The organism is Sorangium sp. So ce327, from assembly GCF_051530205.1.
GTDB classification, from domain to species: domain Bacteria; phylum Myxococcota_A; class Polyangia; order Polyangiales; family Polyangiaceae; genus Sorangium; species Sorangium cellulosum_B.
The window spans coordinates 3,960,179-3,985,801 of record NZ_CP150330.1 but is presented as its reverse complement, the minus strand read 5'-3'; the positions used below and the strand labels follow the sequence as shown (position 1 = coordinate 3,985,801).

General features: G+C 72.1%; 15 protein-coding genes. 11 read left to right on the top strand and 4 right to left on the bottom strand.

The window, feature by feature from the left end:
- The first annotated feature begins 733 nt into the window (after positions 1-733).
- The 4 genes from WME95_RS15040 to WME95_RS15025 are packed head-to-tail and all read left to right on the top strand — an operon-like array spanning position 734 to position 4,897.
- A complete protein-coding gene (locus WME95_RS15040; RefSeq protein ID WP_437909062.1) occupies positions 734-1,120 on the top strand; it encodes a hypothetical protein in 387 nt (128 codons plus the stop codon).
- Positions 1,121-1,131: 11 nt separating this feature from the next.
- A complete protein-coding gene (locus WME95_RS15035; protein WP_437871888.1) occupies positions 1,132-1,950 on the top strand; it encodes a class I SAM-dependent methyltransferase in 819 nt (272 codons plus the stop codon).
- Entirely contained in the window at positions 1,943-2,602 is a 660-nt protein-coding gene (locus WME95_RS15030; protein ID WP_012235320.1) for a class I SAM-dependent methyltransferase, read from the top strand. The genes WME95_RS15035 and WME95_RS15030 overlap by 8 nt, the downstream gene beginning before the upstream one ends.
- Before the next feature lie 24 nt (positions 2,603-2,626).
- Complete coding sequence (locus WME95_RS15025) at positions 2,627-4,897, top strand: hypothetical protein (RefSeq protein WP_437909061.1); 2,271 nt, start codon at positions 2,627-2,629, stop codon at positions 4,895-4,897.
- A 30-nt stretch (positions 4,898-4,927) separates the two neighbouring features.
- On the opposite strand, the gene WME95_RS15020 is transcribed toward WME95_RS15025, so the two are convergent.
- On the bottom strand, positions 4,928-5,071 hold the full coding sequence (locus tag WME95_RS15020) for a hypothetical protein (protein WP_437909060.1): 144 nt from the start codon (positions 5,069-5,071) through the stop codon (positions 4,928-4,930).
- A gap of 40 nt (positions 5,072-5,111) precedes the next feature.
- Between WME95_RS15020 and WME95_RS15015 the strand changes: the two genes are divergently transcribed.
- The 6 genes from WME95_RS15015 to WME95_RS14990 all read left to right on the top strand — a co-directional run bounded on the left by WME95_RS15015 (position 5,112) and on the right by WME95_RS14990 (position 19,452).
- Positions 5,112-12,044, top strand: coding sequence for an eIF2A-related protein (locus WME95_RS15015; RefSeq protein WP_437909059.1), 6,933 nt, complete (start codon positions 5,112-5,114; stop codon positions 12,042-12,044).
- Entirely contained in the window at positions 12,044-13,993 is a 1,950-nt protein-coding gene (locus WME95_RS15010; RefSeq protein WP_437910988.1) for a metallophosphoesterase, read from the top strand. Before WME95_RS15015 ends, WME95_RS15010 begins: the two co-directional genes overlap by 1 nt.
- Before the next feature lie 168 nt (positions 13,994-14,161).
- The gene (locus WME95_RS15005) at positions 14,162-14,644 is read left to right on the top strand and encodes a CoA-binding protein (protein WP_437909058.1); all 483 of its coding nucleotides are present in this window, start codon (positions 14,162-14,164) and stop codon (positions 14,642-14,644) included.
- On the top strand, positions 14,641-15,354 hold the full coding sequence (locus tag WME95_RS15000; RefSeq protein WP_437909057.1) for a formylglycine-generating enzyme family protein: 714 nt from the start codon (positions 14,641-14,643) through the stop codon (positions 15,352-15,354). Before WME95_RS15005 ends, WME95_RS15000 begins: the two co-directional genes overlap by 4 nt.
- Before the next feature lie 213 nt (positions 15,355-15,567).
- Positions 15,568-17,733, top strand: a complete 2,166-nt coding sequence (locus WME95_RS14995; RefSeq protein ID WP_437909056.1) for an SBBP repeat-containing protein — start codon at positions 15,568-15,570, stop codon at positions 17,731-17,733.
- Positions 17,734-18,084: 351 nt separating this feature from the next.
- Positions 18,085-19,452 carry an MFS transporter gene (locus WME95_RS14990; RefSeq protein ID WP_437552513.1) on the top strand — a complete coding sequence of 456 codons (1,368 nt, stop codon included), beginning with the start codon at positions 18,085-18,087 and terminating at the stop codon, positions 19,450-19,452.
- 166 nt (positions 19,453-19,618) lie between these two features.
- Here the strand turns inward: WME95_RS14990 and WME95_RS14985 are convergent, their stop codons facing one another.
- Both WME95_RS14985 and WME95_RS14980 read right to left on the bottom strand, forming a co-directional pair.
- The gene (locus tag WME95_RS14985; RefSeq protein WP_437909055.1) at positions 19,619-20,818 is read right to left on the bottom strand and encodes a hypothetical protein; all 1,200 of its coding nucleotides are present in this window, start codon (positions 20,816-20,818) and stop codon (positions 19,619-19,621) included.
- Between the two features lie 102 nt (positions 20,819-20,920).
- Positions 20,921-23,071: a hybrid sensor histidine kinase/response regulator gene (locus WME95_RS14980; RefSeq protein WP_437909054.1), complete on the bottom strand. Its 2,151-nt coding sequence runs from the start codon at positions 23,069-23,071 to the stop codon at positions 20,921-20,923.
- Positions 23,072-23,204: 133 nt separating this feature from the next.
- On the opposite strand from WME95_RS14980, the gene WME95_RS14975 reads away from it, so the two are divergent.
- Positions 23,205-25,118, top strand: coding sequence for a PAS domain S-box protein (locus WME95_RS14975; protein ID WP_437909053.1), 1,914 nt, complete (start codon positions 23,205-23,207; stop codon positions 25,116-25,118).
- On the opposite strand, the gene WME95_RS14970 is transcribed toward WME95_RS14975, so the two are convergent.
- On the bottom strand, positions 25,119-25,616 hold the full coding sequence (locus tag WME95_RS14970) for a response regulator (RefSeq protein WP_437909052.1): 498 nt from the start codon (positions 25,614-25,616) through the stop codon (positions 25,119-25,121).
- Positions 25,617-25,623: the final 7 nt, after the last annotated feature.

The window sequence follows — 25,623 nt, the reverse complement described above, 5'->3', positions numbered from 1 at the left end:
GTCACACGAGGGGTCGAACTACTACTCGGTTCATCGCCGGGAGGACGCCCGGGGCGCGCCGTCCGGCCACGTGGCGTTACGTTCGGTAACGCTTCGATGCGCTCGCGTTACGTTCGGTAACACCCGGCGCAACGCGTCGTAGGGGCGCTTCGACCCGTGACCCGAGGCCGCCGTGGGTCGCGCGGGCGGCGCTCCGGCCAGGCCGGCGCCCACCGCCGAGCAGGTCGCAAGAGCACCGCGTCACGGGACCGGCTGCGATGGCATTCGCGCCGGCTGGGCGCCGGCTGGGTCGACGGGTCAGCGGCGCTCCATGCACTCGCTCACCCGGGCAAGCACCGCTCCGTGATTGAACTCGTCGAACCTTCGGCGCTCGCAGATGCCCTGGTCGCTGCTGCACCGCGTGGCTACCCGAACGCCGCTACTGAGGTCGCTCACGTCGTAGCACACCGCGACGTCCTGCGATGCGCACGAGTCGTGGCAGTCGAGTGGTAGGGATTCGCACCGCTCGCGGAGTCTCAGCTGGCACCCGTCGCTCGAAGAGAAGCACTCCTGAGACTGTCGGCCGCAGAACCAGGGAGGGTCAACGGATCGCGCGACCGGTTCCCGACCGCACCGGAAGCGGAGCCGGAATACGATGCCGCGCTCCGTCCTCATGCCCGTTCCCTCGTTGGAGGACAGCACGGTATAGCCCTCCGGACATGCCTCGCGGGCTCTCTCGTGCGCCTTGGCGATCGTGTCCTTCTCCGTGGCGAAGAAGATCCCTTTGGCCTCCACGACGAGGCCGGCGTCGGTCGACTCGATGACGTACGCGTATGTCTACCCGCTCGACGCACAGCCGGCCATCGACATCGCCGCCATCACACGCAACCACATGCGTGCCAGGCTATCGACGCGCGTTCTTCGCTGCAAGGCGGCCGTACGCCACCCAACCAGGCAGCTCGTCGGCGTCTTGATGGCGACCGGCGTGCCGGTGCCGGCGGTGTCCGATGGTAGGATGCGGCGCATGTCCCTGCCCCACCTCGATCCCGGAGCGCTCAAGGCCATCGTCGAGTCCCCCGATGAGCCACACCCGACCGAAGCGGTCCGCGCGCAGCGGCGCTCGTTGCGCCTCGACGCGTGATGCGCGCTCCCATGGACCGAGAGTGGCCGCTCGACGCGGACGACTTCTCTGCCTACTACGCCTTCGCGCCCGCGGCGCTCGCCATCCGCGAGTGCGTGCGGCTGCGCGCCGTGCGCGAGCTCGATCTGCCGGAGCCGCTGCTCGACGTCGGCTGCGGCGATGGCCTGTTCGCGCGCCTCGCCTACCCGGACAAGCAGGCGTGGGGCATCGACATCAACCCGACCGAGGTGCAGCGCGCGCAGCGGACCGCGTCGTACCGCACGCTCATCTGCGGCAACATCGTCAATGTCCACCTGCCCGAGGGGTTCTTCGGCAGCGCCATCGCCAACTGCAGCCTCGAGCACGTGCCCGATCTCCACGGCGCCCTCGTGAACATCCGGCGCGCGCTCAGGCCCGGGGCGCGGTTCGTGCTCATCGTGCCCACGCCCGACTGGACGTACCAGCTCGCCCTGCCCGAGGCGCTCCGCTCCGTGGGCCTGGTCGGCCTCTCGCGGGCGTACGGCGACGCGCTCGACCGGGTGTTCTCGCACGTCCACCTCTACGACGAGGCGGGCTGGCGCGATCACCTCGCGCGCGCGGGCTTCGACCTCGTGGAGACGCGCCCCATCGCGGGCCGGCCGACCTCGTGGGCGTTCGATTTCATGCTGTACCCGAGCTTGCTCGGCTACGTGATGCGCAAGCTCACCGGCCGCTGGATCGCCATGCCAGCGCTCCGCCCGCTCACCGTCGACGTGGCGCGCGCCCTGGTCAACGCGCTCGGGCGCCTCGCGCCGGGCGGCGACGCGGCCGCCGAGTACCTGCTCGTGGCGCAGGCGGGGCCCGATGGCTGAAACGGCGGCGCCGCCCGGGGACTACTTCTCGAACCACCGCCGCCGCGAGCGGTTCCCGTGGTCGCTCTACCACGGCGCGCTCACCCGCCCCCTCGCCCGCGCCATCGCCGCGCGCGGCCCGCGACCGCGCGTGCTCCTCGTCGGCTGCGGCCTCGAAGGGGAGATCCCCGGGGCGCCGCCCGCGACAGAGCTCTACGGCTGCGATCTCGACGCGCGCGCCATCGAGGCGTGCCGGCGCCTCTACCCGGCGCGCGCGGAGCGCTTCGCCGTCTGTCCGGGGCCGTACGAGCTCCCGACGGGCGGAGGGTTCGACGGGCCGTTCGACGTCGTGCTCGCGAAGGAGGTCGTCGAGCACACCCTCGATCCGTCGCGCTGGGCGCGCGGGCTCTCGGCGCGCCTCGCGCCGGGCGGCGCGCTGCTGCTCACGACCCCGAACTACGGCCGCCTGTCGACGCTGCCGCTCCTCGAGGCCACGGTGCTCGAGTGGATCGCGCGCCGCGACGGCTTCTCGCGCAAGCACATCCACCCGAGCAAGTTCGACGAGCGCAGCCTGGCGGCGCTCGACGTCGGGGAGCGGATGCGGCTCGTGTCGGTGCGGCGCACGCTCACCGGCTGGTCGCTCCTCGGCACCTGGCAACGCGCCCCGGGCTGACCCGGGCGACGGCGAGCTCTGTCGATGCTCTACCTCCTGCTCGCGCTCGGCGTCCTCGTCCTCCGGCTGGCCGAGCTCCGCGCCGGCGCGGCCGCCGGGCCCGCCGCGCCCTCGCAGGCCGTAGCCGCCGCGCCCGGGCCCGCGCCGCGCCTCGCCTGGCTCGCCGCCGCCGCGGCGGTGGCGGTGGCGCTCCTGCCCGCGCTGCGCGACGCGCCCGCGCTCGCCGGGCCCGGCGCCGCGCTGTCGAAGGACACGATCTCGCACCTCGCCATCGCGTACGACATCGCGACGAGCGGCCTGCCGCACGGGTGGATCGCCACGAACAACGGCGGCTTCCCGGTCGCGCTGCACTACCCGCCGGTCGGCTGGCTGCTCGTGGCGGCGCTGATCCGCCTCGGCGTCGCGCCGGTGGTCGCGGTGAAGGGGCTCGGCTTCGCCGCCTTCGTCGGGGCCCCGCTGGTCGTCCTCGCCGCGGCCCGCGCGGTCGGCGCGCGGCCCGCGTCGGCCGCCGCCGGCGCGGTGGCGCTCGCGTGGATCGCTCCGTACGTGCAGTTCGCCGGCGGTTGGCCGTCGTTCTTCCTCCTCGGGCTGCTCTCGCAGATCCTGGTCATCCCCCTCGTCATCGCGTGGGCGGCCGCGGTGATCCGCCCCGCCCGCTTCGAGCTCGGGCCGGCGCTCGCCGCCGCCTGCGCGGCGACGCACCCGCAGATCTTCACGGTGAGCGCCGCCGTCCTCGGCGCGGCCGCGATCGCCGCGTGGGACCGGCGGCTGTGCGCGCGCGTGCTCCGCTCGCTCGCCGGCGGCGGCCTTGTCGCGGCGGCGCTCTACGGCCCCGGCATCGCGTCGATGGCCGCGCCCTTCGGGTGGCCTGCAGGCCTCGGCTGGCGGCACATCGGCTTCGGGCCGGAGCGCGTGCTGCCGTGGATGCTCGATGGCGACCTGCTCGACTTCGCGCACGCCCCGGTGATCGGCTCCGCGTGGATCGCCGCCTGCTTCCTGCACGCGACGCGCCTCCGGGCCCCCGCGTCGCGGGCCGTCCTCGCGGCGTCGGCGGTCGCGCTGCTCCTGTCGATGAGCGGCGGCTGGATCGCCGGCGCAGGCCCGCTCGGCCGCGCGCTGCTCTCGCTGTTCCAGCCGATGCGCGCCCTCGCCCTCCTGCCGCTCGTCGCGGCCGCTGCCATCGTCAGCGCGCTCGACCTCGCGGCCACGGCGCTCGCGCGCATCGGCGCCGCGCTGGCAGCGCGGGGCGCGCGCCGCTCGCGCCCCGCGCTCGCCGTCCTGCCGGCCGCGCTCGCCGCGGTCCTGCCGGCCGCGCTCGCGCTCGTCGCGGCCGTCGAGATCCCCGCCCGCGCGGCCGAGCTCCACGTCCTTGCAGAGAAGCAGGCCGCGCTCGTCGCGTCGCGCCGCTGCCCGCCGCCCGCCGAGGGCTTCAATCCCGATCTCATCGCCCGCTGGCTCGCCGAGGCGCCGCACGGCCGCGCGAGCTACGCCGTCGAAGACGAGTTCGCGACCTGCTCGATGATGCACGCCGCCGATCTCCGCCGCGCGGTCCCGATGGCCTTCTCGACCGGCGCGGGCGCGCATGTGGGCGTTCACGCCGCGGCCTTCCTCGAGGTGGCGCCCGAGCGCCCCGGGAGCGCCGCGCGCGCGGAGGCGCTCGGCATCCGCACGCTCATCCACCTGACAACGCAGCGGCCGGGGCCGCCCGAGGCGTGGGCGCTCGTGGACAGGCGCGGCGAGGTCGAGCTGTCCCGGCGGGTGGGCGGCACGGATTACGTGGGGCTCGGGTGCGTGCGCGAGGTGTGGCGCGGGCGGGAGGCGGATCTGCTCGCGGCGCTCTTCGAGCACCTGGAGCAGCCGCGCACCGTGCTCGACACACCTGGCGAGCTCGTGGCGCTGGAGGCGGCCCGCGGCCCGATCGAGCGCGTGGCCGTGGCCGACGACGGCTGCGACGCGGCCCGCGCCAGCGTGCGCGAGGCGCCGCGCGAGCCGGGCGCGTACGAGGCGATCGTCGACGCCGAGGCGCCGGTCGACGTGGTCTTCCGCGCCACGGCGTACAGCGGCTGGCGCGTGCGGGACGGCGGGGTCGAGCTGGCCACGAGGCGCGTCGCCCCGGGCTTCTTCGCGGTGCGCGTCGGGCCCGGCCGGCATCACCTGGAGGCGGTGGTGGCGCTGCCGCGGTTTTACCTGCCGGCGCTCGCGCTCGCGTGCGGGGCCGCGCTCGCGCTGGGGGCGCCGCGGCTCCGGCGGCCGATCTTTCGCCGTGGCCGGATGCCTGCCAGCACGCGCCGGTGACTGGCGCGTACCCGAGACCACCGTACGGAGCTACCCACCGCCGTTCCAGCGCCCGGTGACCGGGATGTCTCCGGGCGCACGCCACCCGATCTGCCGGTCGGAGGTGTCGTATCCCTCGCCGTCCACGTATTTCACGTAGAGTACCGCGGTGAGCAGCGGGTGAGGAGCGCACACGCGCGTCGAGCTTCGGCGGAGAGCGAGCAAACGAATGCGGATGGCTGCGGGGGGAGCGATGTATACGCGGGTTGCTGTCGCGCAGCTCGCCTATTACCCGGCGATCATCGTCGATCGGCGGTCTCCGATCGAGGATCCGCTCTTCGATCCGAGGACAGCAGCGGACTCGCTGCTCCCGACGCGCGCCGACGTGCCCGACGCGATCAAGCCGAAGCTCGAGGCCCTCCGGCGGCGCATCCGCGAGACCTACGACGCGCAGCTCTTCGCGCGGATCCGCGCGGTGCTGTCGGCGTGCCTGGAGTACGGGGCGAGGATCGTCGTGTTTCCCGAGTACAGCATCCCCTGGGAGATCCTCGGCGGCGTCGCCGACGCGGCGGGCGACATGGTGGTCGTGGCGGGGACGCACTCGGTGGATCGGGCGGCGCGCCGCTCCGGCATCTACGAGCGACTCGGCGCGGGGCTCCCCGCGCTCGGACAGTCGGTGTGCCCGGTGCTGCACCGGGGTCGGCTCCTCGGCCTGCACGCAAAGCGAGCCACGGCGGCGGTGGAGCGGAGCGCGATGCGCCCGGGCGAGACCTGGGCGCCCGTCGAGATGCCGGACGGGATCCCAGGCCCCATGGGCGTGCTGGCCTGTCTCGATTTCCTCCTCCGGGACGGCGCGCACGAGGTGGCGCCCATCGCCGAGCGCGTCGCCGAGTGCCTCTTCCTCGCCGTGCCCAGCGCGACGCCGCACACCACGCTGCCGGAGCTCGCCGGAGCGGTGTGGGAAGAGGCGCGCCGATACGGGCGGCCCACGCTGTATTGCGATGGCGCCGAAGGCGGCGGCACATCGATTTATGTCGACGAGGCCCAGGCCCACGAGCTGCGGCGGTTCCCGGACCGGGCGGGGTACCTCGAGCCGGGCGACGAAGGTGTGATCGTCGCCGACGTCGACCTCCGGTACGAGCGGGCCAGCGCGCACCTCGCTCGCTCCACCCGCCCCGCCGCGCCGCCGCCGGTCGTGCCGGTCGCCGAGGCGACGCTCGTGTACCGAGGGCACCCCGCGGGAGAGGCCTATGCGCGGTGGCTCGACGGCGCGAGGGAGCTCCTCCGACGCGACGACGACGAGGCGCTCGAGACGCTCGTCGCGCGGCTCGAGGAGGCGCGCGACGTGCTGCTGAACGCGGGCGCCCTGTCCGGGGCGGCGGCGCGCGGGAGGCGTCTGCGTCGACTCTATGGCGAGCTCGACAAGCTGACCCGCGTCGAGGAGATAAGGCAGTTCACTCGGGAGATCCTCGTCCCCGCCGAGGTGCTGCCGCTCGAGGCGCTGCGCGCGGCGACCGCGGGAGCGGCCGCCGACGTCGTGTTCGCCTGGATGGCCGAGCGGGAGGCGCGCGAGGCCGGGTTCGTGGAGGTCGAGGCGCGGCTCCGCAAGGCGGTGGACGCGAAGCGGGGCAACGGCGAATGGACGCCCGACGGGATGGCGGCGCTCGGCGCGGTGGCGCAGGCGGTGCGCGGCGCGCCGGAGGCGAGCGACGAGGAGCGGGAGAGCACGCTGCCGCCGGACGTGCGGGCCGAGCTGCCGCGAAGGCTCGCCCCGGCGGCGCTCGGAACACAGCAGCACCTGGGATGGGTGCTCTCCTTCAAGCGACAGCCATCCGACTTCCGCGCCCCCATGGACGACGCCGCGCCGCGCGCCTCCGGCGGCGCCCGCGCGGCGCTGGGCCCCATCGACGAGCCGAGCAAGGAGGAGCTCGCCCCGCGGTTCTCCGAGCACCAGATCCTCTCGGCGGAGACCGTCTTTCTGCTCGCGCTCGCAGAGGGGTGGGAGCACGTGGCGGCGGTCGGCGTCTGGCCTGAAGAGCGGCCGGCCTGGTGCACGCTCATGGTCGCGGCCCTCCGGGACGAGGGGTGGACCTTGCTGTGGATCGAGGGCCTCGAGCGCTGGACAGACCCCCGGCGAGCGCGGGAGAAGCTCCGCGCGGCCGCCGTCCGGTCGGGGCTGCTCAACGCTGCGCTCGAGGCGATCCCGGAGGACGCCCTGGCTCCGCGGATGGCGCTCCTGTCACCGCGCTTCGACGGCGCGCGCGACGTCGTCGCGGCGCTCCGCGAGCAGCGGCTGCGCGAGGTCGCGGGGCGGTTCGTGGAGCCCGAAGCCTGCATCGACGGGCGCGACGAGCCCACACCCCTGCTCGGCGCCCTCGACGCGTGGCTCTCGTCCGGCGAGAAGATCGCGCTCGTGCTCGGCGAGTTCGGCCTGGGGAAGTCCACCGCGCTCGCCGCGTGGGCCGAGCGGCGGTGGGCGTCCGCCGAGGGGCCGAGGCCCCTGCTCGTCAACCTCGCCAGCGCCTCGCCCCACGTGAGCCCGGAGCAGCTCCTGCTGCAGGCGGCCGGGGCCGAGGACCTCCCCGCGAACCGCGCCGCCCTGCGCTTGCTCATCCGCCACCGTCTCGTCGTCCCCTGCTTCGACGGCTTCGACGAGATGGCGACTCGCCTGGAGGCCTCCGAGCTCGCAGGGCGGCGCGCCAGCCTGCTGGAGGTCGCGGCCGGCGGCGGCAAGGTGCTCGTCTCCTCGCGAGATGACCACTTCCCCGCCGAGGCGCACCTCCAGACCAGCGCCGAGAGCGTGTCTTCCCAGGCGCCCGGCACGTCCGCGGGGATACGGCGGTTCGCCATCCAGCCGTTCACCGAGGCGCAGGTGCGCGAGCTCGTGCGACAGATCCGCGGAGAGGAAGGCGCCGCGGCCGCGCTCTCGCGCATCGCTGCGATCTACGACCTCAAGGACCTGGTGCACCGGCCGCTGCTGCTCGGGATGGTGCTGGCCACGCTGGACGAGTTCGCCTCCGGCGCGAAGGTCGGGCGCGCCGATCTGTACGAGGCGTACCTGAAGCGGTGGCTCGACAATACCCGAAAGGGCGACCCCGACAGCTTCACCGACGAGCAGAAGAAAGAGTTCGCCGAGGCGCTCGCCGAGCAGCTCTGGCGGTCCGGCCGGCCGGCGTGCACCTGGCAGGAGCTCCAGCAGTCGGTCCGCGCTCGGCTCTTTCGCTTCCTGCCCGAGGGCATGCCGGCAGGCGCCGCGTTCCTGGAGATCCAGGGCGGGACGTTCCTCGTGCAGGAGGGCAGCGACGGATACCGCTTCGCGCACAAGGCGTTCCTCGAATACTTCCTGGCGCGCGCGCTGGTGGCGACGCTGGCCGAGCGGCCGCTCGAGGCGCTCCGGACCAAGCCGATCACGCGGGAGGTCGCGGCGTTCGTGGGCGAGATCCTGAGGACGTTCGGCGAGCCGAGGCGCGCGGCGGCGGTGCGCGCGGTCCAGTCGTTCCTGAGGATGGACCGGCAGCTGGCCCCTTCGACGAGGGAGTCGGCCGAGAACGCCCTCCGGTTGCTGCTCGGTCTCGCGCGATGGGCCGAGGAGACGGCCGGATGGATCCCGGAAGGGGCAGATCTCCAAGGCGTGCAGCTCGCCGGCGAGGACCTGCGCGGCGCGCCCCTCGCGGGCGCAAACTTGCGGGACGCCAACCTGTCCGGCGCCGACCTGTCCGGCGCCGACCTGACGGAAGCCGCGCTGAGCGGGGCGATGCTCTCCGGCGCGAAGCTCGACGGGACGATCCTGCGGCGCGCGATCGCGCACCGGGCGGACTTCACCCAGGCCGAGGCGAAGGGGGCCATCCTCGAGCTGGCGACGCTGAGCGGCGCCATCCTGCGGCAATCGGCGTGGACCGGGTGCCGCTGGAACGGCGTGCTGGCCGAAGGGACCGACCTGAGCGCCTGCGTCATCGCGGGCAGGGGGGCGCTCCTGGATCACGCGCGCAGGCTCGCCGCGACCCCGCCCTCGGCGCACGCAGACCTGGTGTCCGGACACACCGGCACGATCAACACACTCGCATGGTCGCCGGACGGCCAGCGCCTCGCGACCGCCGGGTACGACCAGACGGTGCGCCTCTGGCACGCGGACACCGGCATGGAGCTCGCCCGGTTCGAAGGACACTCCGACTGGGTCCTGGCCGTGGCGTGGCGCCCGGACGGCCAGCGCCTGGCCAGCGCGGGATACGACCTGACGGTGCGGATCTGGCACTCCCTCACGGGCAAGGAGATCGCCCGACTCGAGGGGCACACCGACTGGGTGAGGGCCGTGGCCTGGCACCCGGACGGCGAGCGCCTGGCCAGCGGGAGCGACGACCGGACCGTGCGCATCTGGGACACGAGCACAAGCGAGGAGGTCGCCCGGCTCGAGGGACACGCCGACTGGGTGAGGGCCGTGGCGTGGCACCCGGACGGCAGGCGCCTGGCCACCGCGGGCGTCGAGAGCACGGTGCGCATCTGGAACGCGAGCACAGGCAAGGAGATCGCCCGGCTCGAGGGCCAGGCGCGCGGGGTCACGGCCGTGGCGTGGCACCCGGACGGCAGGCGCCTGGCCATCGCGGGCGACGGGAACACGGTGCGCATCTGGGACGTCAGCACGCGCGGCGAGATCGCCCGCCTCGAGCGCCGCTCGAGCGGGGTCCGGGTCGTGGCGTGGCGCCCGGACGGCAGGCGCCTGGCCACCGCGGGCGACGAGAGCACGGTGCGCATCTGGGACGCGAGCACCGGCAGCGAGCTCGCGCGGCTCGAGGGCCATACCAACTCGGTCAGGGCCATGGCGTGGCACCCGGACAACCGGCGTCTGGCGAGCGCGGGTGACGGAAACACGGTGCGGATCTGGGACACCGGCACGGGCAAGGAGCTGACCCGGCTCGAGGGCCACTCCAACTGGGTGCTGGCCCTCGCCTGGCACCCGGACGGCGACCGCCTGGCCAGCGCGGGAAACGACTCGATGCTGCGGATCTGGGACACCGGCACGGGCAAGGAGCTGACGCAGCTCGAGGGCCACTCCAACTGGGTGCTGGCCCTCGCGTGGCACCCGGACGGCAACCGCCTGGCCAGCGCGGGAGACGACCAGACGGTCCGCCTCTGGGACACGAGCACGGGTGAGGAGCTCGCGCGGCTCGTGGGCCATTCGAACGGTGTCCTGGCCGTGGCCTGGCACCCGGACGGCGGCCGCCTGGCGAGCGCCGGGCACGATGGCAGCGTGCGCATCTGGGAGGCGAGCACGGGCCAGAACCTCGCTCGGTTCGAGGGTCAGTCCGACTGGGTCCTCGCGCTGGCCTGGCACCCCGACGGCGGCCAGCTGGCGAGCGCGGGACACGACACGATGGTGCGGATCTGGGACCCGGACACCGGCAGACAGCTCGCGTTGCTGGAGGGTCATACGCGCGACGTCAAGGCCCTGGCCTGGTGTCCGGGCGGCAAACGCCTGGCCAGCGCGGGCGACGACACGACGGTGCGGATCTGGGATGCGGGCACAGGGGACGAGATCGCCCGGCTCGAGGGCCATACACACGGGATCACGGCGGTGGCCTGGGCGCCGCGCGGCGATCGCCTGGCGAGCGCGGGGCACGACGGCACCGTGCGCATCTGGGACGCGGGCACAGGGGACGAGATCGCCCGGCTCGAGGGCCACACGCGGAGGGTCATGGCCATGGCCTGGCAGCCGCGCGGCGATCGCCTGGCGAGCGCGGGGCACGACGGCACCGTGCGGATCTGGAGCGCGGATCAGCGAAGGCTCCTCGCCTGCTTCGTCTCCGCCGGCCTGACCGCGCTCGCCCGCACGCCCGGGGGCTTCTGCGTGCTCGACGGCGCGGAGCCCGAGCGCGCGCGCCTCGCGCTCCGCCGCCCCGAATCGAGGACGACGCTCTACCTGCCCCTCGCCGGCTTCCGCGACGTCCTGGGGCGTCCGGACAAGGTGGCCGCGGCGCTCGCCGGCGACCTCAGCGGCGATAACGTCGCAGAGGAGCTCGCACGGCACGGCTATTCGGGCGGGGTCCCCTGGGATGGCGACGAGCGCTTCATCTCCGATGCTCCAGGGGCGCTGGCGCCGCGAGCCACCAGCATCGTGCCCCCGCGCGCCGCCGCGGACAGCATCCCTGCGCCCGACCCTTCGCAGTCGTACGCCCTCACGAACCCCTTCCGCCCCGGCCCCGCCCTCACCGACGCTTCCGCCCTCCCCGGCCGCGCGCCCATCCTCGCGGAGCTCCTCGCCCTCATCGAGAGCCGCAGCCCCGCGGTGCTCCGCGGCCCGCGCCGCTCGGGCAAGACCTCCATCCTCCACCACCTCGCCGCGCGCCTCTCCCCTGCCCGCGCCGTCCACCACCGCTCTCTCGAGGGCCGCGCCTCTCCCCTTCGCACCGCCGACGATCTCGCCGTCTTCCTCGACCCCTCTCTCCAGTCCGACGTCACCCCTGCGCTCACCCTCCGCGATCGCCTCTCCAACGCCGGGAACGCCGTCCTGCTCCTCGACGAGGTCGCCAATCTCCACCAGGCCGACGCCACGGTCTTCGCCTGGCTCCGCGCCGTGGGCCAGGAGAGGACCAGCGTTGTGCTCGTCGGCTCGCACTGGGACTGGGTCACCATCGTCGAGCACGCCTTCGCCGCCGCCCCGGGCTCCTCGTTCGGCAACGACGTCACCCCCATCAACCTCGGTCCGCTCCCCGAGGCGGACGCGATCCGCTTCCTCGTCGAAACCGCTCCTCCCGACGTCGCCGTCGAGGCCGAGCGCACCGCCCGCTGGATCGTCGAGCTCTGCGGCCCGTGGCCGTTCTATCTCCAGGTGATGGGTTATGCCCTCGTCCAGGCCGTCCGCGCAGGCCAGCGCCGCGCCCTGGTCGAGCGCGCCGGCGTCCGCGAGCTCTACGAGCAGCGCCTCCTCCTCGACCGCGACGCGGCCTTCTTCCGCCCCCGCTGGGCCGAGCTGCCCCAGCGCGCGCGCGCCGTCCTCGGCGCCCTCCGCGGCGCCCCCGACGCGGCGCTCCCCGAGGTGCGCAGGCTGCCTTCGGAGGACGTCGCCGTCCTCTGCGACGCGGGCCTCTGCGATGCGCTCGGCGCATGGCTTTCGGATCCGCCGTTCTTCGACTGGATTCGCCGGGTAGCCAGGGAGCCAAGGAGAGAGCCGTGATGCGCGCGTTCGACGTGAGGAGAGCCTACGCGCCGGAACGCGATGTCCGCGATCACGCGCAGCTCCTGGATCTCTTGCAGTCCTTGCCGGTGAACGGCGTGATATGGCCGCTCGTCGGCGCGCGCAGGGCCGGGAAGACGTGGACGCTCAAGGCGCTCGAGCACCACCTCGGCCTCGCCGACAAGACGAGCGTGCGTTACCTCGACCTCCGCAAGTTCGGCCGGACGCTCCCCAGCGTGCCGCCGGGGACAACGCTCCTCCTGGATGAGCCGCAGCTCGCCGGCCAGGGCGGCAGCCCGCGCGACGCGAGCGCCTTCCTGCGCTGGTGCGTCGACCTCTACACGGCCAACACAAGGATCTTCCTGGCGATGAGCCCGGCCGAGTGGATCGCGCTCGAACGTGCGGCCTCCGGCGACGCCGGGCTCGTCTGCTCGCGGGACATGCGCTTCCTCGATCCCCTCACGCACAGCGAGGCGCTCAAGCTCGCCCGCACCGCGGTGTCGAGGGCGCTCCTCCCCGACCTGCCCGCCACCTGGCGCCGGAATCCCTTCCTGCTCGAGCTCGTCTTCGAGCTCGCCGAGCAATCTCCCGCTCTGGCGAACACCCCATGGACGCTCCTGCGAACGGCGCGCGTGAGCAGCGAGCGCATGGAGTTCGCCTATCACCGCGCCGTGTTCGAGGACGGGCTGACCGACGCGCAGCGGAGCGCGCTCCGCGAGATCGCGCGCGGCGCAGCGCCCCGCGACGAGAATGTCCATCTGCTCGAGCGCTGCGGCCTCGTCCAGCAGCGGGACGGGCGCCCCGTGCTCGCCGATCCGATCCTCGAAGCGAACCTGTGCCCGCTGCGGATCCACCATGTCTCCGACATCCATTTCGGCCCGAAATCCGCCGAGCGCGTCGATGTGAAGGAGAGGAACCCGCACGGCGACACCATGAAGGGCGGGCTGGGCCCCCCGCGCGTCTGCGATCACTACGTCGAGCACGTCGCCGAGCTCGCCGCGGCCGGCCGCGCGCCGCACCTGCTCGTCGTGTCCGGCGACGTCGCCGAGTGGGCCGACGACGCCCAGTACGCCCAGGCGCGCCTCTGGCTCGATCAGGTCTCCAGGCACCTCGCCAATCACCCTCGCCTCCCGCCCGACGAGCCCAACGTGCTGCTCGTGGGCGGCAATCACGACGTCGACTGGCGGCAGGCGACGGGGCCCGCGCAGGCCGGGACGCAGGCGCGCCACGTGCCTTTCGCGCGGGCGTTCGGCGATCACCCGCGCTGCGCGAAGCCGCCGCTCGAGGAGCCGCCCGCGACGCGGGCGCTCGCGGTGGCGCGGTATGCGGATCTCGGGGTGGAGTTCGCGCTGCTCGGATCGGCGGAGTTCGGCGGCCAGGAGGAGGAGGATCCGGTCCGGGACGAGCTCCTCTCGCTCATCGGCCGCCTGCGCCAAGGCGCCATGGAGGAGCCGGACGCCGAGCGCGCCGCGGCGCTGCGCGACCACGTGGCGCGCATCGATCCCGGCCTGGTCCACAACGCGGATCTCCAGCGCCTGCGCAGGGCGCAGTGGCACGCGCCGATCCGGATCGCGGTCCTGCATCACCCGGTGTCCCCGCTGCCGTCCACCGAGCTCGCCCGCTTCGGCGGCCTGATCAACGCAGGTGAGGTGAAGGACGCGCTGGCGCACAAGGAGTTTTGCCTGGTGCTCCACGGCCACAGCCACACAGGCTGGTTCGGCAAGGAGCAGTGGCCGGAGTGGCACGAGGACTGGACGATCCGAATCGCCGCGGCGCCGTCGCTCTCGAGCCGGGAGGTGCAGGAGCACAACGGCTACAACGAGATCGAGGTAGCGCGCGACGGCGCGGGCGGCGAGGTCGGCTATCAGATCCACGTGAGGCGCATGGTGAGAGAGGGCGCGACCTGGACGCGGCGAGCGTCGATGGGGCCGTTCGCGCCGGGCAGGTAGCGCCGGATCGGCAGAAAAACCGCCAAGGTCGCCAAGGGGAGCGAGGAGGTGCGGTTCCGGCATTTCCCCTCCCATTTCCCTGGTTTCCTGGCGCCCTTGGCGTCATGGCGGTTCGCTTCCCCGTCCGACTTCCCGCCGTAGTGCTACATCTTCTCCACGGCGCAGAAGATGCTCGACGTCCCTCTACTCGGCACCGCGGACATGGAACGGACGCTCAGGAATGCGCGCTCGATCGCGGTGCTGGGGATCAAGCCGGAGAGCCGCCGGGACCTCGATGCGCACCAGATCCCGCTTTACCTCCAGAAGGTCGGCTACCACATCCTCCCGGTTCCGACCCGCTATCCCGAGGCGACCCGGATCCTCGGCGTGCCCGTCCACCGCTGCCTGATCGAGCTTGCCGCGCCCATCGACGTGCTGAACGTCTTCTGCAAACCCGAGGAATTCCTGCTCCACGTCGAGGATGCGCTCGTGCTGCGTCCGCCTCTGGTGTGGTTCCAATCCGGGCTGCTCGAGCTCTCGGCGGCGCGCAGGCTGCTCGACGCCGGGATTCCGGTCGCGGAGGATTGTATCGGCTGCCGGCGCGCGTCGATGTGGCCTTCCATCGAGCCATTCGAGGCACAACGCTCGGCGGCGAGCTCCCGGACGCCATGAAAACAGCCCCACGCTCGACGCCCTCCGGCCTCGTGTGGATCCCTGGCGGCACCTTCACGATGGGCCAAGCGCCGATCTTCGAATCCGAGGCGCCGAACCCGCCGCATCCCGTCGAGCTGTCGCCGTTCTGGATCGGCGCTCACCCGGTCACCCGCGCCGAATACAACGCCTTCGCGGAGGCGACGGGCGCCGCGGCGCCGCCCTCCGCGGGCCGGCCAGAGCTCGACGCGCCCGACCGGCCCGTGGTGAACGTGAGTTACGCGGAAGCCCTGCGGTATTGCGCCTGGGCCGGGGGGACCTTGCCCACGGAGGCGCAATGGGAGCTCGCCGCGCGCGGGTTCGATGGGCGGCGCTATCCCTGGGGAGACGACCCCCCGGACGAACGACGCGCCTGCTTCGCCGAGGACTGGAATCGCGGCGGGCCGAGCCCGACAGGCGCGCACCCGGCCGGCGCGAGCCCTTTTGGTTGTCACGACATGGCCGGCAATGTCTGGAGCTGGTGCCTGGACGCGTTTCGCGCGGACGCGCACCTCGAACGAACGCGCCTCGGCCGCGATCCGTGCGTGGGCGGCGCGACGCGGGTGCGCCCGCTGCGAGGCGGGTGCTGGCGCAGCATCGAGAGCAGGCTCCAGTCCGCGTACCGCAACTGGAGCCACGAGGTCGCGCGACATACCACGATCGGCTTTCGCCTCTGTGTCTCGACTGTCTGACGCGAAGGCCGTCAAGACGAGGGCAGATCGCGTGAAGCCGGCGGGCGCGATCCTCCGCGGGTCCACGGTACGCTCGTGCCGTCCGCGTGGCAACGCCCTCATCCTGCCGTGGGCCCCGGCTGGCGCCTGGCATGCGCTGGGTCAGGTCGTATCCTTCATCCCCGCCTCTCCCGGCCGCGGCCGTACGACGCATGGCGGGAAGGGGGAACGTTGATGACGATCCTGAGGACTGCATTGCTTCTCGGCGGGGCGCTCGGCCTCTCGTCCTGCGATCACGCGGTGCCAGGACGCATGGACGGCGAAGCGCCCGCCGCTCCGGACGACAGCGCGGCCGGGTCGCAGGCGACGCTGGTCGAGCCTGCGCTTCATTTCATCGAGAGCCGAGGCGCGGCGGAGTCCGCCTCGGGCTATCACGTCCAGGGGCGAGACAAGGCCGTTCACCTCGGGCCCGACGGCATCACCTTCGTCCTGGCCGGCGCCCCGGAGGCCTCGCTCCCCCGCTGGGCGGTGAGGCTCGAGTTCGAGGGCCATCGAGCCGGCGTCGTGCCCGAGGGGAAGGATCCCACCGGCGCGGTCGTCAGCTATTTCACGGGCCCTCGCGAGCAGTGGAGGACCGGCCTCCCGACCTATGCCGCGGTGGTTTACGAGGACCTCTGGCCCGGCGTCGATCTCGAGATCTCCGGCACGGCCCACGCGCTGAAATACCAGCTCGTGGTCGCGCCGGGGGCCGATCCGGCGCAGATCCGGCTCACCTACCGGGGCGCGAGCGCGGTGCGCCTGACCGAGGGCGGGCAGATCGAGATCTCCACGCCGGCGGGCAGCTTCACCGACGACGCGCCGCTGTCCTTCCAGGACACCCCGGAAGGCCGCGCGGCGGTGCCGAGCGCGTACGCCCTCGAGGCACCCGCGCCGGACGGGGCGCAGACCTATGGGCTCCGCCTGGGCGCCTACGACCCGACCCTGCCGCTGGTGATCGATCCGGCCGTGCTGATCACCTGCGGCTTCATCGGTGGATCCGGCTCGGACGACGGCGAGGACATCGCGGTGGACCTGGCCGGCAAGGCGTATGTCACGGGCTCGACCACCTCGACCCGGACGACCTTTCCGGACACCGTCGGTCCCGATCTCAAATACAACGGCGGCCAGGACGCCTTCGTCGCCAAGGTGGACCCCCAGGGCGCCCTCGTCTACGCGGGCTATATCGGCGGATCCGGGTTCGAGCTCGGCAGGGGCATCGCGGTGGATTGGGCGGGCCATGCCCACGTGACAGGCATCACGCTGTCCAACGATTTCCCCGTCGAGATCGGCCCGGACCTGACCTACAACGGCCAGGGCGACGCGTTCATCGTGAAGATCGACGCCTCCGGCAAGGATCTCGCCTACGCCGGCTACATCGGCGGCGCCGGGACCGATCTCGGGTTCGACGTCGCCGTGGACAGCTGCGGCGACGCCTACGTGACCGGGAGGGCTGACTCCAACGCATCGACGTTCCCCGCTCAGGTGGGCCCCGATCTCACGCAAAACGGCGGCGCCGACGCCTTCGTCGCCAAGGTCGACGCCTCGGGCGCAGGCTTCGTCTATGTCGGTTATATCGGCGGCAGCGCGCAGGACGAGGCCTTCTCCATCGCCGTGGACTGGGCCGGCGCCGCCTATGTCACCGGCTGGACCTTCTCGGGCGCGGACAGCTTCCCGGTCCAGGTCGGCCCGGATCTCTCCCAGAACGACGGAGGCATCGCCGGCGACGCCTTCGTCGCCAAGGTGAGCCCCGCGGGCACCGGCCTCGAGTACGCCGGCTACATCGGCGGCGCCGGCTCCGACGTCGGCCAGGGCATCGACGTGGACCTCGCTGGCAACGCCTATATCTCCGGGAACACTGCCTCCGACGAGCTGACCTTCCCGGTCAAGATCGGCCCTGACCTGACCTACAACGGCGCCGAGGACGCGTTCGTGGCGAAGGTCAGCCCGTCGGGCGCCGAGCTCGTCTACGCCGGCTATGTCGGGGGCACGAGCCTGGACGGCAGCACGGGGCTCGCGGTCGACCTCGCCGGCCGTGCCTACCTGACGGGCGCGACATCGTCCGCTGATTTTCCCGCCGTCGGGGGGCCCGATCTCACCCACAACGGGGACTTCGACGCCTTCGTGACCAAGATCGACGCCTCCGGCGCGAGCCTCGTCTATTCGGGGTTCATCGGCGGCTCGAGCACGGACGCCGGCAGAGACATCGCGGTGCACTGGCGCGGCGACGCGTTCGTCGCCGGGTTCTCCTATTCGACGGAGGCGACCTTCCCGACCGTGAGCGGCCCCGATCTCACCCACAACGGAGACGCCGACGCCTTCGTCGCGAGGATCAGGCAGACGCGCTTCCTCGCCTCGCCCTGAAGCGCGAACCCCGACGCGCCTCGCGCACGCCTGTCCGCCGATCGCGATGGCTGACCAGCAGGCGCCCTGAGCGCGCCTCGCGCGCCGTGATGGGCACGGCGCGGACATCGACCGGAAACATACGGTCGACAACCCACCTGGGGCATGACATCAACCGGAAACATACGAACGACAACCCACCTGGGGTCCGACATCGACCGGAAACATATGATCTACAACCTATTTTTGGCTCGACATCGACCGGAAACATACGATTTACGATTCATTTACGGTCCTTGTTTTATGAATCCGTCCTGAGGCCTCGATCGCCGCACCGCGAGGTCCTTCAGAACTTGCAACTTACGAGGACCCATGACCCAGGCTACCAAGGCGACCAAGATCGAGCTATTTTCGCTGTCGACTCCAGCGATGCGCGCATTCCACCTGACCTGGCTGGCGTTCTTCGCCTGCTTCTTCGCGTGGTTCGCGGTGGCACCGCTGATGCCGGTCATCAAGGGCGAATTCGGGCTGACCAAGGAGCAGATCGCCAACATCAACATCGCCGCGGTGGGCATCACGGTGGCGGGTCGTCTGGTGATCGGGCCGCTCTGCGACAAGTACGGCCCGCGGGCGACCTACACGTGCTTGCTGGCGCTCGGCGCCATCCCCGTGCTCGGGATCGCGCTCGCGCAGAGCTATGAGGTCTTCCTGTTCTTCAGGCTGCTGATCGGCATGATCGGCGCGAGCTTCGTCATCACGCAGTACCACACGTCCGTCATGTTCGCCCCCAACGTGGTCGGCACCGCGAACGCCACCAGCGCGGGCTGGGGCAACGCCGGAGGGGGGGTCACGCAGTCGACCATGCCCTGGGTGCTCGCGGCGGTGCTGAGCCTGGGCGTCAGCTCATCGCTCGGCTGGCGCCTCGCGATGGTGGTGCCGGGCGCGCTCATGCTCGTCGTCGCGGTCCTCTACTGGAAATACACCCAGGACTGCCCGCAAGGGAACTACAAGGACCTTCGCGCGGCGGGCGTCGAGATCGAGGGCGGGAAAAAGGGTGGATGGGCGATCTTCAAGGCGGCGATGGGCAACTACCGGTCCTGGATGTTGTTCGTCACGTACGGGGCCTGCTTCGGGATCGAGCTCTTCGTGCACAACGTGGCCGCCAGCTACTTCGTGGACCGCTTCAAGCTGGATCTCCAGACCGCAGGCATGGCCGCGGGCAGCTTCGGGCTCCTGGCGCTGTTCGCCCGCGCCGTGGGCGGCATGCTCTCCGATCGGCTGGCGCACCGGAAGGGCCTGGACGCCCGCACGACCCTCCTGTTCGCGCTGATGGTCGGCGAGGGGCTCGGCCTGCTCTGGTTCTCCCGGATGCAGACCGCGGGGATGGCGGTGCTCGCGATGATCGTCTTCGGGCTCTTCACGCACATGGCTTGCGGCGCCACCTACGCGCTCGTGCCCTTCATCGATCGCAAGGCGCTCGGCGGCGTCGCGGGTATCGTGGGCGCGGGCGGCAACGTCGGCGCGGTCGCGGCGGGTTTCCTGCTCAAGGCGGTCGGCGACACCCAGGATTGCTTTGCGGTGCTGGGCTTCGCCGCGCTCGTCTCGTCGGTGTGCGCGATCCTCGTGCGCTTCACGGCCGCCCACAAGGCCAGCGAACAGGCCCTCTACGACAAGGCGCTCGCCGAGCGGCTCGCCCAGAGCGGCGCCCCGGCCCCGGTCGGCCTCGCGCGCGCGAGCTGAGCACTCTCGAGGTGACCGCCGCGAACCATCGAGGGTCTCGCGGCGTCGCCCGCCGGCGGGAGCGCAGGGCGCCTCGTCATCGGCCTCCACGACCCGCAGTCGAGCGCGGAGCCCGCCCGTGAAGGCGCAGGACCTCACCGCACTCGCGGCTGCTGCCCCGGAGGACCTACCACCGCTCCATCTCAAAGTGATCGCGCACGATCCACTGAGGCGTTCCGCAGTCGTGGACGCTGCCCAGCGTGAACCGCTGACCAAAGCCGCGCAGCGCCGCCATCTGCTCGGGTGTCGCGGAGGTGATGTTCGCGAGCAGCCGCAAGCTCGGCAGCCCCTCGCCGCGCAGAAGCGACAGCGCCGCGTCCGCGCCGAGCGGCGTGAAGAATGACATGAGCAGCTCGAGCGACCGATCTCGAGCGTGACTCAACGCGTACGCGGCCGCGTCATCGAAGTCCCCCTCCTCCACGTTCAGCCGCTGCAGCGAGGCCCAGCTCGCGCTCTCCGCCAGGTCACGCCAGAACGCCGGGCCCGCCGGAGTTCCCCACAAGCTCAGCGAGCGCAGCCGTGCCGCCAGCGGCAGACCCGACAGACGCGGCATCATGCTGGCGTCCACCTCACCGCAGCCGAGCGCCAACCGCTCCAGCCGGGGCCAGCATGCGCCCTCGAACAGCGTGCGCAGCGATCCACTCAACACCCGCTCGTTGAAGCCGAGCGACAGGTGGCGCAATCGCGGCCAGGCGCCCGCGCCGTGCAAAGCCTCCAGCCCGGCGTCCCCGATCCGTAGATTCCACAGCCCCAGTTGCTCGAGCTCCTCCTTCGGCAGCACGCGAGCAAACTCCGCCATCACGGCGTCCCCCTCGAAGCTCGCGCCGCTCGCTTCCAGCACCAGCTGCCGCAGCATCGTCGCCGCGGGGGCTCGCGCCAGCGTCAACGCATCCGCTGCGTCGAGCAAGGCATCGGACAACAGCAGCCGTCGCGGCTTCAACGACTCGAGCGCAGCCAGGCACTCCTCCAGCTCGGCGCGCGGCAATTGCTCGAGCTCCAGCGAGCTCGCGTCCAGCAGCCGTACTCGAGTCAGACGCCACAGGCACGCCGCATGATGCTTCGTCACCCGACGCACCTTGAACAACCCCCACTCGAACTCGCCGTCGACCCCATCCTTGTCGCCCAGCCCCCACGCCCCGCGCAGCTCCTCCCGCGCCCTCCGCCGCGCTTGCCACGCTCCCGCCTCGTCGGCTCTCACGCGCCGCTCCCATTCGATCAGCTCAGCCAGCGGATCACCCGCCGCCGTCAACGTCCCGGCGTACGCGAGCCAGGCCTGCGCATCGGACGGATCACGCCGCAGCGCGGCCTCGAGCTCTCTATCGTTCATCGTTTGCCTCGGCGTCGCCGTGCCTACAATGCCACCTTCACGCGGTCGACGCCAAACCCAGGCGCCCTCGCCACCGGGAGCGCGAGCGCGCAGGGCCGCAGATCAGCGCGAGAGCGGGCTCGCCGAGCTGCGCAGCTCGCGGCGCCCCGCCGACAGGGCCTCCATCAGCGCGGTGTCCTCGGCTGGCTTGACGAGGTGCCTGTCGAAGCCCGCCTCTCGCGATCTCCTCCGGTCCTCGTCCTGACCGTAGCCGCTCAGGGCGACGAGGCGCGTCGACGCGAGCGACGGCTCGGCGCGGATGGCGCGGGCCACGTCGTACCCATCCATCCCGCCCGGCAACCCGAGGTCGCACAGGACCACATCCGGAGGGCGCGTCCGGGCCGCCGTCAGGCCGGTCGGGCCGTCGAACGCCGTCTCCACGTCGTAGCCGCTCAGGGTCAAGAGCATCTCGAGGCTCTCGGCCGCGTCGTGGTTGTCCTCGATCACGAGGACGCGGACCCCCTGGCGACTGGCCTCCTCCCCGTCGGAGGCGGCCGACAGGTCCCGGGCGACCGGCGCCGCGAGCGGCAGCCGCAGCGTGAACACCGAGCCTCGGCCGATCCCCTCGCTGTGAGCCGCCACCGTCCCGCCGTGGAGCTCGACGAGCCCCTTCACCAGCGCAAGGCCGAGCCCGAGCCCCCCCTTGCTCCGGGCCAGCCCCTGATCCGCCTGGCTGAACGGATCGAAGATGCGCGCTAGCAGCCCCGGATCCATCCCGACGCCGTTGTCCTCGACCGTGATGACGGCCTGTCCAGACACGCCCCCTTCGCGCCCGGGCGCCCGAGGGCCCGCCTCGACGCGCACCGACACGCGCCCGCCCCCGCTCGCGCCCGCGTCGGTGAACTTGCCGGCGTTCTGCAGCAGATTGCCCAGCATCTGCGCCAGCCGGGTGTCGTCGCCCTCGACCCAGAGCGGCTCGTCCGGCGCGCTCACGCGGAGCGCCACGCCCTCGGCCTCGAGGTTCGCCCGGTAATCCTCGGCGGTCTGGCGGACGATGCCGACGAGATCGCAGCGCGCCTTGCGGAGCTGGATCCGGCCGCGGGCGATGCGAGAGATGTCGAGCAGGTCGTCGATCAGCCGGACCATGTGGGTGACCTGGCGATCGATCACGTCCCGGGCTCGCCGCTGCACGGGATCCGCCGCTCCGACCCTCCGGAGCATCGCGACGGCCGTGCGGACGGGCGCGAGGGGGTTGCGCAGCTCGTGGGCCAGCATGGCCAGGAACTCGTCCTTCCGCCGGTCCGCGTCCCGCAGCGCCTGCTCTGCCAGCTTGAGATCGTGGATGTTGATCGCGATCCCGAACCAGCGGACGATCCGGCCCGAGGCGTCGCGGATGGGCCGCCCGCGCACCTTGAACCACTGGTATCCGCCGTCGCGCCACCGGATACGGTACTCCAGGTCATACGGGGCGAGCCCGCCGACCGCGGCGCGCCAGGCGGCGAAGACCCGCTCCCGATCGTCCGGGTGCAGGACCTCGAGCCACCGGTCGCCGAACTGCCGCTCTGCGGGCACGCCGGTGAACTCGACCCATTGCTCGCTGAGGAACTCGCAGTAGCCGTCGGGCCGGGTCGCCCACACCATGCCCGGGATCGATTCGAGGGTCTGACGGTGAAAGAGCTCGCTCTCGCGCAGGGCGGCCTCGGCCCGGTGGCGCTCGGTCAGGTCCAGCATCGAGCCGATCATGCGGGTGGGCTCGCCGCTCGCGCTCCGGCCGATGTAGCCGCGGTCGAGGAAGGGCGCGTACGAGCCGTCGCCCCTGCGAAAGCGGTACTCGTCGGTCCAGCTCTCCCCGTTGCCCTCGATCGCCGCGCGGATCCCCTCGGACACCCGCGCCTTGTCCTCGGGGTGGATGCGGTCGTACCAGCCCTCGGGGCCGTCACCGAGCTCCTCCGGCGTGCAGCCGAAGTGCTGGACGACCGCTCCGTTCCAGTAGACCCGGTTCGTCTCCAGATCCCAGTCCCAGATCACGTCGTTCGTGGCGCGGTTGACGAGGCGATACTGCTCCTCGCTCCGCCGGACGGCCGCCTCGGCCTCCAGCCGGGCGGCTTCTGCGCTGGCAGCGCGGTCGCGGGCCTCGCTCTCCCGCAGCGCCACCTCGGCCTGCCCGGCCGCGGTGGCCTCCTCGGCGCGCTGGCGGCCAGCCCCGTCCACCCGTGTGCTCCGCATCGTCCTCGCCCGGAGGTTTGCGTAGTGGCGCGCTCGGCGTTTCGCCACCCGCCGGCGCGCTCGTCGCGCCGAGAAACGATGCCGGAGACCTCGGCGACACGGGCCCCGCGCGGGCCCCGCCAGCCGACGCGAGCTCGTCTGCGCGGTTGCGGCCGCGGCCTCTGGTAACAATGCATAGAGCGTGGCCGCGCTGGGGAAATCCGCGGAAGAAGGCGCCGCCGACGCGCTCAAGCGACAGCTGGCCGAGCTCGGCGGCGCCGAGGCGTTGCTGCAGGCCATCCTGGGCAGCGCATCCGATTGCATCCTGGTGATCTCCCCGGACGGCACGATCCTGCTCTCCGGGCGCGCGCTGCCCAGGGCGAGCTCGACGAGCCTGCTGCGGACGAGCATCTACGAGCACATCGCGCCGGAGACGCGCGAGGCGGCCCGCTCCTGCGTCGAGCGCGTCGTGCGGTCGGGGGCGTCCGACAGCTGCGAGTGCACGATCCCCGGCGAACACGGCCACGCGGCGCGCTACGAGGTGAGGGTCAGCCCCATCCGGTGCGGCGGCCACATCGCCACCCTGCTCATGATCTGCGCCGACGTCACGGAGCGGAGGGCGACGGAAGCGGCGCTCCGGAGGAGCGAGGAGCGCTATCGTTCGGTGATCGCCGCCCTCGACGAGGGGATCGTCCTCCAGGACGCCAGCGGCTCGATCGAGGCGTGCAACGCGAGCGCCGAGCGCATCCTCGGGCTCACGTCCGCGGAGATGGCGGGCCGGGAGAGCCGCGATCCCCGCTGGAGGGCCGTCCACGAGGACGGCGCTCCGTTCAACGGCGACCTGCACCCGGCCATCGTGACGCTCCGCACGGGGGCGCCGCAGAAGAACGTGATCATGGGGGTGCACCGGCCGGAGGGCGAGATGGCGTGGATCTCCATCAACTCGCAGCCGTTGCTGCGCCCGAGCGAGTCCATCCCGTACGCGGTGGTCACGTCGTTCCACGACATCACGGAGCGCAAGCGGTCCGAGGAGGAGCTGAGGAGGAGCGAGGAGCGCTTTCGCGCCACCTTCAACCAGGCCGCGGTCGGCATCGGCCAGGTGTCGGTCGAGGGCCAGTGGCTCCGGATGAACGAGAAATTCTGCGATCTCGTGGGCTACTCCCATGCAGAGCTGACCGATCTCACGTTCCAGCAGATCACCTATCCGCCGGATCTGCCCACCGATGTCGAGAACGTGCGCCGCATCCTGTCGGGGGAGGTCCAGACGGCCTCGCGGGAGAAGCGTTATGTCCGGAAGGGCGGCGAGCTGGTCTGGGTGAAGGTCACGGTCTCGCTGGTCCGTCACGCCTCCGGGGCGCCTGCCTACTTCGTCGTCATCGCGGAGGACATCACGGACCGGAAGCACGTCGAGGAAACGCGCCAGGAGTTCTTGACCATCGCGTCGCACGAGCTCAAGACGCCCCTTACCCCGGTGATGCTCCGGGTGCAGGCGCTCCTTCGCATGTACCGGAGGGCCGGCGGGCCGCCGCCGGCCGCCGAGGAGGTGATCCCGAAGCTCGAGGCCGTGGAGGCGCTGCTCGACAGGCTGAACCGGCTCGTCGAGGAGCTCCTCGACATCTCGCAGATCACGGCGGCGCCGATGACGGTGGCGCCGGAGGAGGTCGACCTCAGCGCGCTCCTCCGGGACCTCCTGAACGGACACGCGGCGCTGCTCCGGCGCGCGGCGTGCCCGGTCACCGTCGACGCGCCGAGCGCCCTCCGCGGCCACTGGGACCCGGTGCGGCTCGAGCAGATCATCACCAACCTGCTCTCCAACGCGTCCAAGTACGGCGTCGGCAAGCCCGTCGACGTGGCGCTCGAGGCGTCCGGCGACATGGCGCGCCTCACCGTCCGCGACCGCGGGATCGGCATCGCGGCGGCCGATCACGAGCGGATCTTCCGCTGCTTCCAGCGGGCGACGACGTCCCGCCAATACAGCGGGTTCGGGCTCGGCCTCTGGATCGTGCGCGAGGCGGCGGAGGCGATGGGCGGGGCGGTCCGCGTGGAGAGCCGCCTGGGCGAGGGCGCGAGGTTCACTGTCGAGCTGCCGCGCGCGCGGCGGCACGCCGGCGGCTGATCAGCTCGCGTCGGGGGGCATGATCCCGCGCACGAGCTTCTGCGCGCTCGCCATGCTGGAGACCAGGCTGTAATGCTGGACGGCCTTCTCGACGGCCGCGATGAGCCCCGACACGTCGCCATTCTTGTCGAAATAGCCGAACGCCTTGTGGGTCGAGAGCAGGTCTTGCTTCTCCAGGATGTCCTGGAACGCTGTGTAGAAGATGATCGGCACCTTCGGGAACAGCGCCTTGATCTTCAGGTAGGCAGTGAGCCCGTCGATGCCCGGCATGCGGATATCCAGGATGACCAGGCTGACCATCTCCGTCATGGCGGCGATGCCCTCCTGCGCGCTCGCGTACAGGCGCACGTCGTAATCACGCCGCAGCGTGAACTCGAGCGCGGACCGCATCCGCGGGTCGTCGTCGATCACGACCACGATCGCCCGCTCCTTGTCGGGCCCCTCCGGCGCCACGTCCGAAGCTTCGCGGAAGCGCCTGGTGAATTTCGCCGATGTCATCTTGGCG

What these genes read in the sequence shown, in the direction of transcription:
- WME95_RS15035 (WP_437871888.1), top strand. Translation starts at nt 1,132, where the DNA reads ATGGACCGAGAGTGGCCGCTCGACGCGGACGACTTCTCTGCCTACTAC.
- WME95_RS15030 (WP_012235320.1), top strand. Translation starts at nt 1,943, where the DNA reads ATGGCTGAAACGGCGGCGCCGCCCGGGGACTACTTCTCGAACCACCGC.
- WME95_RS15025 (WP_437909061.1), top strand. Translation starts at nt 2,627, where the DNA reads ATGCTCTACCTCCTGCTCGCGCTCGGCGTCCTCGTCCTCCGGCTGGCC.
- WME95_RS15015 (WP_437909059.1), top strand. Translation starts at nt 5,112, where the DNA reads ATGGCTGCGGGGGGAGCGATGTATACGCGGGTTGCTGTCGCGCAGCTC.
- WME95_RS15010 (WP_437910988.1), top strand. Translation starts at nt 12,044, where the DNA reads ATGCGCGCGTTCGACGTGAGGAGAGCCTACGCGCCGGAACGCGATGTC.
- WME95_RS15005 (WP_437909058.1), top strand. Translation starts at nt 14,162, where the DNA reads ATGCTCGACGTCCCTCTACTCGGCACCGCGGACATGGAACGGACGCTC.
- WME95_RS15000 (WP_437909057.1), top strand. Translation starts at nt 14,641, where the DNA reads ATGAAAACAGCCCCACGCTCGACGCCCTCCGGCCTCGTGTGGATCCCT.
- WME95_RS14995 (WP_437909056.1), top strand. Translation starts at nt 15,568, where the DNA reads ATGACGATCCTGAGGACTGCATTGCTTCTCGGCGGGGCGCTCGGCCTC.
- WME95_RS14990 (WP_437552513.1), top strand. Translation starts at nt 18,085, where the DNA reads ATGACCCAGGCTACCAAGGCGACCAAGATCGAGCTATTTTCGCTGTCG.
- WME95_RS14985 (WP_437909055.1), bottom strand. Translation starts at nt 20,818, where the DNA reads ATGAACGATAGAGAGCTCGAGGCCGCGCTGCGGCGTGATCCGTCCGAT.
- WME95_RS14970 (WP_437909052.1), bottom strand. Translation starts at nt 25,616, where the DNA reads ATGACATCGGCGAAATTCACCAGGCGCTTCCGCGAAGCTTCGGACGTG.